12 protein-coding genes and 1 pseudogene are annotated in these 15,906 nt (G+C 40.1%); 7 read left to right on the plus strand and 6 right to left on the minus strand.

Features of this window, described 5'->3' with window-relative positions:
• Positions 1-21: 21 nt before the first annotated feature.
• Positions 22-2,712, minus strand: coding sequence for a phosphoenolpyruvate carboxylase (ppc, locus tag AC1M9E_RS00185; RefSeq protein WP_481587754.1), 2,691 nt, complete (start codon positions 2,710-2,712; stop codon positions 22-24).
• Between the two features lie 116 nt (positions 2,713-2,828).
• Complete coding sequence (locus AC1M9E_RS00190; RefSeq protein ID WP_035268797.1) at positions 2,829-3,446, minus strand: TetR/AcrR family transcriptional regulator; 618 nt, start codon at positions 3,444-3,446, stop codon at positions 2,829-2,831.
• A 142-nt stretch (positions 3,447-3,588) separates the two neighbouring features.
• Between AC1M9E_RS00190 and AC1M9E_RS00195 the strand changes: the two genes are divergently transcribed.
• The 4 genes and pseudogenes from AC1M9E_RS00195 to dnaJ all read left to right on the plus strand — a co-directional run bounded on the left by AC1M9E_RS00195 (position 3,589) and on the right by dnaJ (position 9,557).
• The gene (locus tag AC1M9E_RS00195) at positions 3,589-4,704 is read left to right on the plus strand and encodes an efflux RND transporter periplasmic adaptor subunit (RefSeq protein ID WP_481587753.1); all 1,116 of its coding nucleotides are present in this window, start codon (positions 3,589-3,591) and stop codon (positions 4,702-4,704) included.
• Positions 4,701-7,834 (plus strand): annotated as a pseudogene (locus tag AC1M9E_RS00200) (efflux RND transporter permease subunit). Before AC1M9E_RS00195 ends, AC1M9E_RS00200 begins: the two are co-directional and overlap by 4 nt.
• A gap of 135 nt (positions 7,835-7,969) precedes the next feature.
• Entirely contained in the window at positions 7,970-8,347 is a 378-nt protein-coding gene (locus AC1M9E_RS00205; protein WP_481596485.1) for a hypothetical protein, read from the plus strand.
• A 94-nt stretch (positions 8,348-8,441) separates the two neighbouring features.
• Entirely contained in the window at positions 8,442-9,557 is a 1,116-nt protein-coding gene (gene dnaJ, locus AC1M9E_RS00210; RefSeq protein ID WP_035268804.1) for a molecular chaperone DnaJ, read from the plus strand.
• 247 nt (positions 9,558-9,804) lie between these two features.
• Here dnaJ and AC1M9E_RS00215 read toward each other — a convergent pair whose 3' ends face one another.
• From AC1M9E_RS00215 to ubiG, 3 genes are read right to left on the minus strand one after another with little or no spacing between them, the layout of a single operon-like run.
• Positions 9,805-10,551, minus strand: a complete 747-nt coding sequence (locus AC1M9E_RS00215) for a YciK family oxidoreductase (RefSeq protein WP_035268812.1) — start codon at positions 10,549-10,551, stop codon at positions 9,805-9,807.
• Positions 10,552-10,575: 24 nt separating this feature from the next.
• The gene (locus AC1M9E_RS00220; RefSeq protein WP_035268813.1) at positions 10,576-11,262 is read right to left on the minus strand and encodes an HAD family hydrolase; all 687 of its coding nucleotides are present in this window, start codon (positions 11,260-11,262) and stop codon (positions 10,576-10,578) included.
• Positions 11,259-11,975, minus strand: coding sequence for a bifunctional 2-polyprenyl-6-hydroxyphenol methylase/3-demethylubiquinol 3-O-methyltransferase UbiG (ubiG, locus tag AC1M9E_RS00225; RefSeq protein WP_035268814.1), 717 nt, complete (start codon positions 11,973-11,975; stop codon positions 11,259-11,261). The genes AC1M9E_RS00220 and ubiG overlap by 4 nt, the downstream gene beginning before the upstream one ends.
• 182 nt (positions 11,976-12,157) lie before the next feature.
• On the opposite strand from ubiG, the gene AC1M9E_RS00230 reads away from it, so the two are divergent.
• Positions 12,158-12,775, plus strand: coding sequence for a thiol:disulfide interchange protein DsbA/DsbL (locus AC1M9E_RS00230; RefSeq protein ID WP_488224886.1), 618 nt, complete (start codon positions 12,158-12,160; stop codon positions 12,773-12,775).
• A 27-nt stretch (positions 12,776-12,802) separates the two neighbouring features.
• Here AC1M9E_RS00230 and AC1M9E_RS00235 read toward each other — a convergent pair whose 3' ends face one another.
• Positions 12,803-13,447 carry a TetR family transcriptional regulator gene (locus AC1M9E_RS00235; RefSeq protein ID WP_180000353.1) on the minus strand — a complete coding sequence of 215 codons (645 nt, stop codon included), beginning with the start codon at positions 13,445-13,447 and terminating at the stop codon, positions 12,803-12,805.
• A gap of 176 nt (positions 13,448-13,623) precedes the next feature.
• Between AC1M9E_RS00235 and AC1M9E_RS00240 the strand changes: the two genes are divergently transcribed.
• Positions 13,624-14,646 carry a flavin reductase family protein gene (locus AC1M9E_RS00240; RefSeq protein ID WP_481587750.1) on the plus strand — a complete coding sequence of 341 codons (1,023 nt, stop codon included), beginning with the start codon at positions 13,624-13,626 and terminating at the stop codon, positions 14,644-14,646.
• 33 nt (positions 14,647-14,679) lie between these two features.
• Positions 14,680-15,822: a fatty acid desaturase family protein gene (locus tag AC1M9E_RS00245; protein ID WP_481587749.1), complete on the plus strand. Its 1,143-nt coding sequence runs from the start codon at positions 14,680-14,682 to the stop codon at positions 15,820-15,822.
• Positions 15,823-15,906 lie beyond the last annotated feature (84 nt).

A 15,906-nucleotide genomic window follows, 5' to 3' on the forward strand; every position in this document is an offset into this window, starting at 1 on the left:
TAAGCATAGGCAGTCGTGAAATCAACCCGTATTACGTAACCCAGCAGCAATACCTGCAATACTTACCATTAATGCATGGTCAACTTCAGTTTGTTCGACAGTTCGTTCAGCTAAATATTCGCGACGTCTTTTCATGAGTTCTGCTTGTAACAGGTGTAATGGAAGGAGATAGGGTTTACGGATCTTCATGGCTTGATCAAGAACTTCATTAGAACTGAGTAATTTAGATTCACCTTTCATCGCCAATAAAGTTTGTACGGCATCATGTAAGCGTTGGCGTAGTTCCGCACCCAATACTTTAAGATTTTCATCTTGGGTGAGATGAGATTCATAATACAATGCGACATTGCTATCTGATTTAGATAGCACCATCTCCAACATATCAATTAAAGTTTGGAAATAAGGCCATTGTTCTAACATTTCATCTAGCTCAGCTTTGTGACCTTCTGAAATGACTTGATTGATGGCTGCACCAGTACCTAACCATGCTGGAAGCATTAATCGAATTTGAGTCCATGCAAATACCCATGGAATTGCACGTAAGGATTCAATACCACCGCTGATTTTTCGTTTCGCTGGTCTTGAACCCAAAGGTAGCATCTGTAATTCAAGCTCTGGCGTCACGGTTCTTAAATATTGGACAAAATGAGGGTTTTCGCGGACTGTTTGACGGTAAACATTCACAGAGAGTTCCGTCATCTTGTGCATCAACTCGCGCCATGCTGCCTTGGGTTCTGGTGGTGGCAGTAAAGTCGCTTCAAGGGTAGCTGCGGTATAAATCTCTAAATTTTGCAGTGCGATTTCTTCTAATCCAAATTTGAATCGGATCATTTCGCCTTGTTCAGTCACACGGATTGCACCTGAGATTGAGCCAGGTGGTTGTGAAAATAGTGCTTGTTGGGTTGGAGCACCACCACGACTAATTGAGCCACCACGACCATGGAACAAAGTGAGTTGTATACCATGTTGTTTGGCAATAGCTGTTAACTCTTCTTGTGCACGGTACTGAGCCCAATTTGCAGACATGAAACCTGCATCTTTTGCTGAGTCAGAGTAACCAATCATGACCTCGTGCTTGTTTTGAATATGTTGTTTGTACCAATGCATACTGAATAAAGTATTCATGGTCGAAGCTGCGCCATCTAAATCTTTTAACGTTTCAAATAATGGAACTACACGCAGAGGTTGCTTAATACCTGCTTCTTTTTGGAGTAATAGAACCGCCAAAACGTCACTTGGATATTCCGCCATTGAAATAATATAAGCACCTAGACTTTCAGCAGGTTGTTCTGCCAAAGTTCGCATGGTAGCGAATACTTCTTGAACATCAGGATGCTCAATAAGACTTTGAGCAGATTCATTAAGATGCTTAGGAAGTAAAGGGCGTTTGCTTTGCAGTTCTTGTAATAAGAAGTTTTGACGGGCTTGTTCAGTCCATGTCTCAAAATTGCCAAGTCCAAGATATTCAGTAATCGCTGAAATTGCTTGACGATGACGACCTGACTCTTGGCGAATATCTAGTTTTAATAACTCAATACCGAAACAATTCACGCGATAAATAAAATCGAGTAACTTTCCTTGAGCAATACCGGAAAGGTTTGAATCGACTAATGAGCGATAACATAACAATAATGGCTGCAACAACTCATCTTTGTGATGAATAATCTGGCTACGATCCACATCAGAATGTTGACCTTGTAATTTTGCAGTGAGCCATTCTCTTGTAATTTTTAAGCGTTCACGTGTTGTTCTTAAATATTCACGATAAGGCTCTGGATGAGGCTGACCTAAGGCAGCCTTTAGTTCATCACTGCACGCCTGAACAGAAAGCTCCCAACGTAAATCTTCAATATCTCGGAGGTAGAGATCCGCGGCTTTCCATCGAGATAACCATAAAACTTCTTGAGTCACTTTGTGTGTAACATTTGGGTTTCCATCTCGGTCACCACCCATCCAAGATGCAAACCGCACAGGTGCAATATCTAAAGGTAAAGCTTGAGAACAATGCTCTTGAACCAATTGATTCAATTCACGGACAAACTTAGGAATAGCGTTCCATAAAGTTTGCTCAATGGTAGTAAAACCCCATTTTGCTTCATCAATTGGGGTTGGACGATGTTGGCGAATTTCATCGGTTTGCCATGCTGAACAAACCAATTGTTTTAATTCAGAAAGAACTTGAGCGCGCTGTTTGGGGGTCAGCTTTTGCTGATCAAACTTAGATAAACACTCGTTGATCCCATCATATTTTTGGATCAAGGTGCGACGACTAACTTCCGTAGGATGTGCGGTGAGTACAAGCTCAATATTTAGCTCACAAATTTGTTGATAAAGGGTTTCCGCTGAAATCAGCTGTTGTTGAAATTTTTCAAAAAGGGGAATAAGGACATTCGCTGCAGCGCCGTTTTTATCAAACTCATTTTGGCGACGGCTACGTACCACATGATATTGTTCTGCAATATTGGCAAAGTTCAGAAAATGTGAAAAAGCGCGTGTCAGTGGAAGAATCTCATCATCTTTTAAACTTAAAAATAAACTTTCTAATTGTTTTTCAGCTTCACTATCACCATCACGTGCACCTTTCGCGAGTGCACGAATTTGTTCAACTTGATTAAACAAATCTTGTCCAGCTTGTTCTTTTAAAGTCTCTCCTAAAAGATTACCGAGTAAGCGTACGTCTTCACGTAATGGAGCATCAATTTGTTGAATCATTTTTTTCTCCTTTTCTTGTTCTTTTGACTATACCGCTTATTCATGACATGCCAAGCGATTGCAAAATAATTTAAAGAAAATTAGGTGAAAAATACGCCATTTAAGAATGGAGAGAGCTATTTTTTGTATTTCAGCATAAATAATTCGATGGCTTGATGAATAATTTCATCACATTCTGCTTCACTGGGAACCTGACGAACACCTAACAATACTTCATGATGTCGATGCCCTAAGAGTAAAGAAAGGAGCAAATGTGTTTGCTTTTCAGCATCATCTTTCTGGATAAATCCGTGCTCAATCGCTTGAGCAAAAAAATCAGTCCAAACCACAAATAACCGCTTATGAGATGCATTATAAAAAGGTTCAGCCAAAGGATTTTGCTCTGCTGCCAATTCTAATAATAAATGCTCAAGCTTAATGGCTTCAGGAAGATTGACAATTTGCAGCGCTAAACTACACACCTGATAGAAGTCTTCTAAAAAATTGGATTCAGGGTGTAATTGGATTCGCCGAGCATTGATTGATTCTTCGCACGTTTCTGCAATTGCATAGGTAAATAACGATTCTTTATCTTGAAAATGGTTATACACCGTCAGTTTAGTCACGCCAGCTTCTTTGGCAATTTGATTCATGCTTGAACCATGAAAGCCCTGTTTTAGAAACAAACGTTTAGCTGCCTCTAATATTTGTTTCTTTTTAACTAAATCCTTAGGACGTCCAATATTCATTTGCACAAAAAAATCCAAAAAAAACAGTTTAGGTCATACCTTGAAAAATGATTTTTAATTACTGTACCATGCGGTATATTAATTAAAAAATAATCAAATTAATATCCCTAATTTGATTTGCCTAAAAATTGACATAAGAGCAGTGCACATGAGTCTTCAAAAATTTGCCACATACAGTCTAATGCTCATTTGTAGCGTGATACTCACCGCGTGTAGTAAGGATAAACCCACAGAGGAACAAATTCCATTTGTGATGGTTGCCCAGCCGAATACTTCCCAAGATGAACTGAAAAGTTATGCAGGAGAAGTTCAGGCGAGACAGCAAACGGCATTGGCTTTCCGTGTTGGAGGACAAATTACTGAACGCTATGTTGATGTAGGGGATCGAGTCAAAGTCGGGCAAGTCTTAGCAAAATTAGATGTGAAAGATGCTCAACTGCAGTTAAATGCTTCAAAAGCTCAGTTAGAAAGCGCGCAATCTGCAGCCAAAATTGCCGAAGAAGAATACAAACGCTTTAAGCAGTTATTACCTATTAATGCGGTGAGTCGTTCGCAATATGATGCCGTAGAAAATCAATATAAATCGGCCATGTCAAATTTAAAACAAGCACAATCAAATTATGCAGTGAGTAGTAATCAGACGGGATATAACCAACTCATTGCCAATAAAAATGGCGTCATCACTGAGCGTAGTATTGAAGTTGGTCAAGTGATCGCAGCAGGGCAGGCAGCATATCAACTGGCGATAGATGGTGATCGTGAAGTGGTGATTGGTGTGCCAGAACAAGCAGTATCAGAAATTAAAACAGGTCAACAAGCTTGGGTTACGCTATGGTCAAAACCAGAGGAGCGTTTCGCCGCATATGTGCGTGAAATTTCACCTGCTGCCGACCAATCTAGAACATTTAGTGTCAAAGTTGCTTTGACTGAAGGGCGTTCAGCAATTCAACTTGGACAAAGTGCGCGAGTATTTTTTTCAAATACCAGTTCAAATGTGATTAATGTTCCTTTGACCAGTGTATCTGCAACAGAAGATCAGCCTTATGTTTGGGTTGTGAATCCAGATCACAGTATCCGTAAGGTGAATGTTCAAATAGGTGCTTATGGTCGTGATACAGTACCTGTGACCCAAGGTTTAAAAGCTTCTGATTGGATCGTGGTTGGCGGTGTACACTTACTGCGAGATAAACAAAAAATTAATCCGATTGACCGTCAAAACCGTGCAGTAAATGTGAAAGCAGGACAAGTTGGAGCGAAAATATGAACTTTAACTTGTCAGAATGGGCGTTAAAAAATAAGGGACTGATCCTTTATTTCATGATTTTGATGGGAATATTGGGTGTTTATTCCTACTCAAAACTATCACAAAGTGAAGACCCTCCATTTAGTTTCAAAGTAATGGTCGTTCAAACCTATTGGCCAGGTGCGACAGCGGAAGAAGTCTCTTTACAGGTGACTGATCGTATTGAAAAAGAATTAATGAGTACGGGGCTCTATGATCGTATTGCAGCCTATTCTCGTCCTGGTGAATCAATGGTGACCTTTGTTGCCAAAGACTCGCTGCGTTCCCATGAATTACCAAATGTTTGGTATCAGGTTAGAAAAAAATTGGAGATATCAAACACCAACTTCCTAGCGGTGTTCAAGGTCCATTCTTTAACGATGAATTTGGTGACACCTTTGGGAATATTTATGTCTTAACGGGTGATGATTTTGATTATGCCGTGATGAAGGAATATGCCGATCGCTTACAGCTGCAACTACAACGTGTGCAAGATGTCGGGAAAGTTGATTTAGTCGGCTTGCAAGATCAAAAAATTTGGATAGAAATTTCAAATACGAAAACCGCTCAATTGGGTATTCCAGTTTCTGAAATTCAAGAAGCACTACAAAAACAAAATACCATGGCGAGCGCAGGTTTCTTTGAAACAAGCTCAGATCGTATTCAAGTGCGTGTCAGCGGACAATTGAAATCAGTCGAAGATCTCAAGAACATGCCATTACTGGTTGGTGATAAGACCATTCAATTGGGCGATGTGGCTGAAGTTTACCGTGGCTTTAGTGAGCCAGCTCAACCACGTATGCGCTTTATGGGCAAAAATGGTATTGGTATTGCGGTGTCTATGCGTAAGGGTGGTGACATCATTGCGCTAGGGAAAAATCTAGAAAAGACCTTTAATGATCTACAACAAACTTTACCTTTAGGGATGGAACTTAAAAAAGTTTCAGATCAGCCTGTAGCGGTGCAACGCAGTATTCACGAATTTATCAAAGTGCTCGCAGAGGCCGTGATTATTGTCTTATTGGTCAGCTTCTTCTCTTTAGGTTTCCGTACAGGATTAGTGGTCGCTTTCTCTATTCCCTTGGTCTTGGCAATGACGTTCGCAGGCATGAATTTCTTTGATGTTGGACTGCACAAGATTTCTTTAGGCGCGTTAATTTTAGCACTTGGACTTTTGGTTGATGACGCCATCATTGCAGTTGAAATGATGGCCATTAAAATGGAACAAGGATATAGCAGATTAAAAGCCGCAGGTTTTGCTTGGAAGTCGACCGCATTTCCAATGTTAACGGGGACGCTGATCACTGCAGCTGGATTCTTGCCGATTGCCACTGCTGCGTCGAGCACAGGTGAATATACTCGCTCAATCTTCCAAGTTGTAACCATTGCTTTAGTGGTGTCATGGTTTGCAGCGGTACTGTTTGTTCCTTATTTAGGTGACAAATTACTGCCTGATTTTAATCAAATGAATCAGAAAGCCCCGTGGTATCAACGCTTATGGGCAAGATTACGTCAACAACCAGAGCCACAACCCGTCGTTCAACACCATGGTGAGCATCACGATCCATATCAAACCAAGACGTATCAAAAATTTAGATCTTGGGTTGAGTTATGTATTACTTATCGTAAAACCGTCATTGCTGCGACGTTTGCAATATTTGTCTTGTCAATTTTGATGTTCAAACTTGTTCCACAACAATTTTTCCCACCATCAAACCGTGCTGAAATTTTAGTGGATCTAAAACTAGAGGAAGGTGCTTCTCTAACAGCGACAGAAAATGCGGTTAAAAAAGTAGAAAAATTCTTGTCGACTCAAAAAGGGATCGATAATTACGTCGCTTATGTTGGTACAGGTTCTCCACGTTTCTATTTGCCGCTTGATCAACAATTGCCTCAGGCGAGTTTTGCACAATTTGTGGTTTTGGCTTCCTCATTAGATGAGCGAGATGAGATTCGCAAGAATCTGAGTGAAGAAATTAGCAAGTTATTGCCTGAAGTACGGTCACGTGTATCGCTATTGGAAAATGGACCACCAGTCGGTTATCCAATTCAATACCGTGTTTCTGGTGAAGATTTAAATACTGTCCGCCAACGAGCACAATTAGTGTCACAAGCAATCAGTGAAAATCCAAATACCACCAATGTTCATTTAGATTGGGGTGAGCCGAGTAAAATTATTTCACTTGAAATTGATCAAGATCGAGCGCGTCAGTTAGGCGTATCTAGCTTAGATTTGGCGAATTTCTTAAATAGTTCAATTACGGGTGCTGCAATTAATCAGTATCGTGAGAAACGGGAGTTGATTGATATTCGTTTACGTGGCGATCAAGCGGAACGTGTTGATGTGGCATCGTTACAAAGTCTCGCTGTACCGACGAGTCAAGGTACAACAGTTCCATTGGCACAGATTGCGAATATCCAATATAAGTTTGAAGATGGTCTGATTTGGCATCGTAACCGTTTGCCGACGATTACTGTACGCGCAGATATTCGGACTAAACTCCAACCAGCTACTGTGGTTGGTGAATTAACTGAATCTATTGAGAAAATTCGTGCCGAACTTCCAAGTGGTTATCTGGTAGAAGTGGGAGGCACTGTGGAGGAATCTGCACGTGGGCAAACTTCAGTAAATGCTGGCATGCCGTTATTTTTGGCTGTGGTCTTTACCTTGCTCATGATTCAGCTCAAGAGTATTTCACGTTCGTTTATTGTTTTCTTGACCGCGCCTTTGGGTTTAATTGGCGTGGTATTGTTCCTGTTAATATTCAATAAGCCTTTCGGGTTTGTGGCGATGCTAGGTACCATTGCTTTATCTGGAATGATTATGCGTAATTCGCTTATCTTGATTGATCAGATCGAGCAAGATATCAAAGCGGGTCATTCTCAGTGGGAAGCGATTTTAGAAGCGACAGTACGCCGTGCCCGTCCAATTATTTTGACTGCATTGGCTGCTGTGTTGGCGATGATTCCGCTTTCACGCAGTATCTTCTTTGGTCCAATGGCGGTAGCAATTATGGGTGGACTCATTATCGCAACATTATTAACGCTGTTCTTCTTGCCAGCACTCTATGCGGCATGGTTTAAAGTAAAAAAAGAGTCAAAAACCGCGTAGTTTTATGTGAATACTAGGTGCGAAGCATTGAAAAATTCAATATAGTAGTCCCTAGTTTTTAACACAAAATAACACAGTGGGCTGAGTACATAAAAAAACTGAATGTGCACTCGGTTGAGGTATAAAAAAGCATCCATGGGGCGAGACAATTTAACAAGACATCGTCGATTAATTACGATGTCTTATGTATTCATGTTTCTTGCATTGTTCACTGGTATCAGTGCTGCAATCGCCTATTTTTTAGCGCAAAAAGTGGCTCAAGCGCAAGACGCTGAAGTCTGGATCCATGCTCAAGCATTATGGATTGCACGAAATGTTGTGCTATTCATGATGATGGTCGCATTTGCTGCTCTTTGGTTTATTCCTGCCTGCTTTATCTATTGGGATAGTGTGTTATGGGTGAAGGGGTGTACGGTGATTGGTGTCATTTTTACCACAATTGCATGGCTATTTCTCCTAAATGCATGGCTTAAAGGCTTAGTGAAATATCTCCAGAAAAAAGCCGCTTTTTAAAATAATGATTTAATTTACTTGTAATCTCGGAATATGACCCCAACATATTCCGCAGAGAAGTCATATCAAATTTTTTTGTGGAGCATCGCCAGACATGGCTAAACGTGATTATTATGAGGTTTTAGGGGTTTCTAAAACAGCTAGTGATGATGAAATTAAAAAAGCCTACCGTAAGTTGGCGATGAAATATCATCCAGACCGTAACCCTGATAATGCTGAAGCAGAAGAAAAATTCAAAGAAGCTGCTGAAGCGTATGAAGTTTTATCTGATAGTGAAAAACGCAGCATGTATGACCGCATGGGACATAATGCGTTTGAAGGCGGCTTCGGTGGCGGCGGCGGTGGTTTCGGTGGCGGTTTTAGCGCTGAAGACATTTTTAGTCAGTTTGGTGACATTTTCGGTGGCGCGTTTGGTGGCGGCGGTCGCCAACAGCGTCAAAGACGTGGTTCAGACTTACGTTATGTGCTTGAGCTCAGCTTAGAAGAAGCTGTACGTGGCGTAAAGAAAACAATCACTTTTACTGCGCCAGCACCATGTGAAGTGTGTGATGGTAAAGGTTCTAAAAACCCGAATGATGTTGAAACCTGTAAAACTTGTCACGGGGCTGGCCAGGTCCGTATGCAACAAGGTTTCTTCTCAGTTCAACAAACGTGTAGCACTTGTCGCGGACAAGGTAAGATTATTAAAAATCCTTGTGGCACTTGTCATGGTTCAGGTGTTAAAGATCGTCAACAGACACTTGAAGTTACCATTCCTGCAGGCGTAGATAATGGCGATCGCGTTCGTTTAACTGGAAAAGGTGAAGCGATTCGTGATGGTCAATCAGGTGATCTATACGTAGAAGTTAATGTTCGTGAACATGAAATCTTCCAACGTGATGGCGCGGACTTGTATATGGATGTGCCGATTAGTATCGCTGATGCTGCATTGGGTAAAGAAATTGAGATTCCAACCCTTGATGGTCGTGTGAACTTGAAAGTACCTGAGGGAACACAAACAGGTAAAATGTTCCGTCTACGTGGCAAGGGTGTAAAACCAGTACGCACAAGTATGCAAGGTGATTTACTTTGCCGTATCGTGATTGAAACACCAGTCAACTTAACTGCACGTCAACGTGAACTTTTAAAAGAGTTACAAGAATCTTTAGATGGTGCGGACAGTAAATCTTCACCTAAAAAGAAATCATTCTTCGATCGTTTATTTGACTGATAAGAATGAAATAAAAGCCCGACATTATTGTCGGGTTTTTATTAAGTTATAAATACTTAAGACGCTTAAAGCAAAGTAAGTGATACTACCATTAGATAATTTCTTAGTTTATGGGTGTATTCAAAAGTTGTTGAGACTTATTTGTTTAAGCTTTAAAATCTAAAGGTAAATTTTTTAATAGGTTTTGTTAGAACTATAATTTAAAAAAAGAGGATCTGAAGATCCTCATCATGTAATTTTGAAAAAACTAATCCTGAGCATCAATACTCTGACCATTCATACCTATACTGTCTTCGCCCATTAAATATAAATAAGCTGGCATGATTTGTTCAGGCGTTGCCAATACTTTCGGATCTTCATCAGGATATGCTTTAGCACGCATAGCTGTTCGTGTTGCACCAGGATTAATGCAGTTATAACGGATATTTGGATAGACATTTTCTTTTGCAAAAATTTGACTGACCGCTTCAATGGCAATTTTTGAGACTGAGTATGCGCCCCATTTCGCACGTGCTTCACGACCGACACCTGAGCTTGCAAAAACAACAGAGGCATTTTGAGATTTTTCTAATAATGGAAGTAAATGTTGAGTAAGAACAAAAGGTGCTCTTAAATTTACAGCCATTACATCATCCCACACTTCAGCAGGGTAGTGGGCCAATTCAACGCGCTCACCTAAAATCCCAGCATTGTGCAAAATACCATCTAAACGACCAAATTGTTGGTCAAGCGTTTCCACAAGACGTTCGTAATCATATGCTGTTGCAGTAGAAAGTTGCAGTGGCAAAATTGCAGGTTGAGGAGCACCTAAACTTTCAATTTCGTCATAGATCACTTCTAACTTGTTCAGCGTTCTACCATGAAGAACGACGGTCGCACCATGTAAAGCATAGCTCAACGCTGCTGCGCGTCCAATGCCATCACCTGCACCCGTAATTAAAATTACTTTATCTTTCAATAAGTCTGGGCGAGGTTGATATTCTGAATATTTCATGTGCGACCTCCTTCATTGTTCTAATTAAGCTGTTTTTTGGTGAGATTCGATCAATTCGATTAAGTGTTGATGTAATTCTTGTACATCATTCACTATACAATCTGCCTGCCAAGAATCTAAGTCATCTTTGTGTTCTAATGGTAAATATCCGTAAGCAGCCAAAATCGTGTACATATTTGCGCTTCGACCTGCATCAATATCACGTGGATGATCACCAACATAAATGCATTGTTCAGCTGGAACATTAATTTGTTGAGCAGCGAGATACATTGGTTCTGGGTCAGGTTTAGTGTGCTTAACATCTTCTGGGCATACGAGAACGGCACAACGTTCAGTTAAGTTTAAGGCTTGAAGTAGTGCCTCACTCAGCCAACGAGGCTTGTTTGTCACAATTCCCCATGGAATATCCCGTTGTTCCAAGTCCTCAATTAAAGGATACATTCCTGCAAAAAGGTCTGTATCCACAGCAATATCAGCACCATAGATATCTAGAAAGCGCTGACGATGTGCAAGGAAAATAGGATCATCAACCTGTAATTCAGGATAAACCAATTTCACCATCGCCCGAGCCCCCTCGGAGACCTGAGTTCGGATCAGGGCTGCATCTACGATCTCTCGACCTTCTTCACGACACATTGCTTGAATAATACGAATAAAATCCGCAGCAGTGTCAATTAAAGTCCCATCTAGGTCGAAAAGTACGGCCTTCATTCATTCACCTCATTATGGGTGTAAACCATATAGTTCACATCGACATTTGGGGCTAACCAATAATGTTTAGTTAATGGGTTGTAATGTAAGCCTGTCATATCTTTAAGTTTTAAACCTGCGTTACGAATATCATGCGCTAATTCAGAAGGTTTAATAAATTTATGATAGTCATGAGTTCCTTTTTTCAAAAGACGTAACACATACTCTGCACCGATAATCGCAAATAAATATGATTTTGGATTACGGTTAATTGTGGAGAAGAATACATGACCGTTTGGTTTCACCAGTTTTTGGCATGCTTGAATGATTGACGCTGGATCTGGTACATGTTCCAACATTTCCATACAAGTTACGACATCGTATTGACCAGCTTGTTCTTCAGCCAATTGCTCAACTGGAATTTGACGATATTCGATATTGGTTACGTTTTCTTGTTCTGCATGCAGACGTGCGACATTTAATGGTGCTGCGCCCATATCGATACCGAGGACATCGGCACCACGGCGTGCCATACTTTCAGCCAAAATACCGCCGCCACAGCCCACATCTAGTACTTTCTTGCCACTAAGACCACCTGCATGTTCATCAATCCAATTCAATCGTAGTGGATTGATTTGATGGAGAGGGCGAAACTCAGAGTGTTGATCCCACCATACCGCAGCAAGTGCTTCAAATTTAGCAATTTCTTGTGGGTCAACATTCAGTTGAGTCATTACAGCCACCTTAGCAAAGTTCGTTTTAATGGGTAGAATTTATATCAGATCTTAGTGTATCGCTAATTCCAAAAAAAGCGATAAATCTTGTAAAAAAGTTCACAGAATCAAAACGATTTTCTCATATTTGTTTTATAGTGAAACCATATGCTAATCAAAATGATTTAGAGGATAAAAACTTAATGAAAAAGGTTGTTTTTAGTGGCGTTGCCGCTGCGGTGCTGATGGCACTTTCAACTGGTGCAATGGCGAACTTTGTTGAAGGCAAAGATTATACGGTCGTGCAAAACCCTGGAAAGGTTGATTTCGCTGGTAAATTGGAAGTACGTGAATTCTTTTGGTATGGCTGTGGTCATTGCTTTACTTTAGAGCCTCATATGCAATCTTGGTTACGTAAAATTCCAAAAGATGTGAATTTTGTCCGTACACCTGCTGCAATGAACAAAGTATGGGAACAGAATGCACGTGGCTACTACGTTTCTGAAGCACTTGGTGTTCGTAAACGTACCCATTTGCCTTTATTCCACGCGATCCATGACAAAGGTCAGCAGATTTTTGACCAAAAATCACAAGCACAATTCTTTACGAAGTATGGTATCCCAGAAGCGAAATTCAATAGTTTATATAATTCTTTCGCAATTACTGCCAAAGTCTCTCAAGCGAATAAATTAGCACAACAATATCAATTGACGGGTGTGCCAGCTGTTGTAGTAAATGGGAAGTATGTCGTACAAGGTGATAATGGCCGCGTGTTACAAGTGGTTGATTATCTATTGGATAAAGAGCGCAAAGCTAAATAATAAAAAACCCGCATTGAGCGGGTTTTTTTATGCCTCAGTAGTATTCCAATTCAAAATCCCTTTAAAGATTAATCGTATTTGGGTAATGGACTGTTTTTTGAGTACTAATTTTTGTAATTCAAGCTCCATACCTGAATATTGACGACCCAAGCTAATCCAAGACATTGCCCATGTGAAACATAAATTAATTAAAATATTCGACAACATTTTTAGATCATCAGCTTGATGAAAATTTTGTACGATTTCGAATTTTTGTAGGTCATTGGCCAAATCAGAATTTAGAAACTCAATTTCACGAGCAATCGCACGTCTTACCACTTCAGAGCCACCCCAGCGCTCTGCGATCATAAAAATCCAAGGTTGGGTATTTAAATCGATGGCTTCAAAAAAAAGTTCCATGCTGGTTTCGGCTTTAGCATCAGGGTGGGCTAAACCTTGACCGAGCTGATGAAGTACGGTTTTCAAATATAACGCGACTTGATCCACTAACTCTTGGCCTAATTCATCCATATCTTGAAAATGTCGATAAAAGGCTGTTGGCACCAAACCAACCTCACGTGCAACTTCACGCAGACTAATACTGCTAAATGAACGGCCAGATGTGCTTAAGCGCAAAGCGGCATCCAGTAAAGCCTGACGACTTTGTTGTTTACGTTCATCGCGTATAGACATCTTAAAACCTGAGAAGTGAAGTCGAGATGAGTCTATCAAAAAAATATAAAAATTAAACGACGAATGTCAGTGAACATGTGTTGACTCAATTTTAAAATCAATATAGTGTACACATGTTCACTATTAGAACACTTGTTCACTCAATTAAATTGAAATACAAAAGTGGAACGTTTGAGATGAGTAGTTATCTGTCATATCGACCTGAATGGATTCGAGAAGATTTCGTCGATTTTATCGCTGAAAAAATACATCCCACTTTGGCTTGGAAAAAAGTCAAAGCATCGCTCGTGAGTCGTCAGGCACTTAGTCACGATTTCTATGAGATTCATTTATGTCCAAATCACAATTTCGATTTTCAACAAATTGAGGCAGGGCAAAGTGTTTTAGTCACAGTCGTAGTTGCAGGCGTGCGTCTACAACGTAGTTATTCGATTGTGGAAATTTCTGCGACAGGTAATCTGGTGATTGCTGTCCGAGCTCAAGGAGTAGTGTCGAATTGTTTAAGCCAATTGGCGATAGGTTCTGTTGTGGAAATTTCTCAAGCGCAAGGTGAATTTACGCTTGAGCCGACTCAACAGCCAATTGTGTTGTTGGCATCGGGGAGTGGCATTACCGCCATTTATGCATTGCTTACGAAGGCTTTAAACACATTATCTGTACCTATCTATTTGATTTATTTCTGTCGAGATGACGCGTTCCACGTGAAACTACAACACCTCGCTTCAAAACATGATCATTTTAATTATCACTATTTTAATACACGCCAACATAAACAATATCTGACAGTGGCGTTGTTAGAGCAGTTAATGTCAAGTTTTAGGCAAGCACAGATTTATGCATGCGGTGCAACTTCGATGATGCAAGCTGTAAATCAAATTTGTCATGAAGAGGGGATCAGCAATCAGCTCAAACAAGAGTTTTTTCAAATCCGTGTAGATGAAGAAATTGAAAAACAATCTGTCACGTTTATCCGCAGTCAGAAATCGTTTGAAGCTCAAAAAAGTTTATTGGTGAGTGCTGAAGAGGCTGGATTAAGACCAGCTCATGGATGCCGAATGGGTATTTGTAATGCATGTGTCTGTAACAAAGTCAGTGGCGCTACTAAAAATATGCTCACAGGTGAAATTGAACATGAGCCAAATCGACAAATTAAATTATGTATTAGTCAGGCAGTAAGCCCTGTTGTGATTAATTTGTAATTTAACGGTATCGTATAAGACTGGAGAAAAATAATGAATATGTCACTTAATACAACATGGCAATCAAAATCTAAACATCTGACCGCTGAGCAAATTGAAGCATTTGGACAACGCGTTGAGCAGATTCGACTCAGTATTATGAATGATTTGGGTGAACAAGATGCCAAATATATATATAAGATTCGCAACTTTGTTCGCTATAGCGAGATTGGCTCACGTGCATTGCTGATGTTTGGTGGTTGGATTCCACCTGTTTGGTTGGTGGGTACAGGATTACTGGGCGTGTCCAAAATTGTTGAAAATATGGAGCTTGGACATAATGTGATGCATGGTCAATTTGACTGGTTGAATGATCCAAGTTTAAACGGTGCGACATATGACTGGGACACCATCTCAACAGGCGATGACTGGAAATATACCCATAACTATGTACATCACACCTATACCAATATTGTGGGTATGGATCATGATGTAGGTTATGGTCTACTTCGTGTTTCAGCATCTCAACCGTGGGAACCAAGATTTTTGTTTAATATTCCATTAGCAATTCAATTGATGGTGTTTTTTGAATGGTATGTCGGTGTTCAAAACCTACACTTGGAAGACGCGCTTGTTTATAAAACCAAATCTTGGAAACAAGTGTGGAAAGATGCTGAAAAATTAAGAAAAAAAGTACGACGTCAGGTGGTAAAAGATTATGTCTTTTTCCCGATTATAGCTGGTCCAAATGCGCTTCCTGTCTTCGTAGGCAATGCAGTTGCAAATGTGATTAGAAGTTTATGGTCATCTGCAGTGATTTTTAATGGTCATTTTACTGAAGATGCAGAAACATTTGAGATGGATAATACCGAAAATGAAACGCGAGCAGAATGGTATTTACGTCAAATTCGAGGTTCAAGTAACTTTACGGGAACATCATGGCTGCATATTTTGAGTGGTAATTTGAGTCATCAAATCGAGCATCATTTATTCCCTGATATGCCTGCAAATCGCTATGCAGAAGCTGCGCCAAAAATTAAAGCATTATGTGAGGAATATGGCATTCACTATAATGAAGCTAACTTTATGAAACAATTCTGGAGCGTTTGGGTTCGTTTAGCTAAATGTTCTTTACCAAATGATAAGACAGCTAAAATTTCTCAATCTATAAGAAAATTAAGAGGAATATTTGCTTGAGTACCACTATTTAGTTTAATTCATGAAAGGCATGGAGCATTGATCAAAGTTTTAAGCGTGGAACGTGAAGAGTCAACAAAAAAG

The sequence above is a fragment of the Acinetobacter sp. 24-47-47 genome (genome assembly GCF_057737035.1).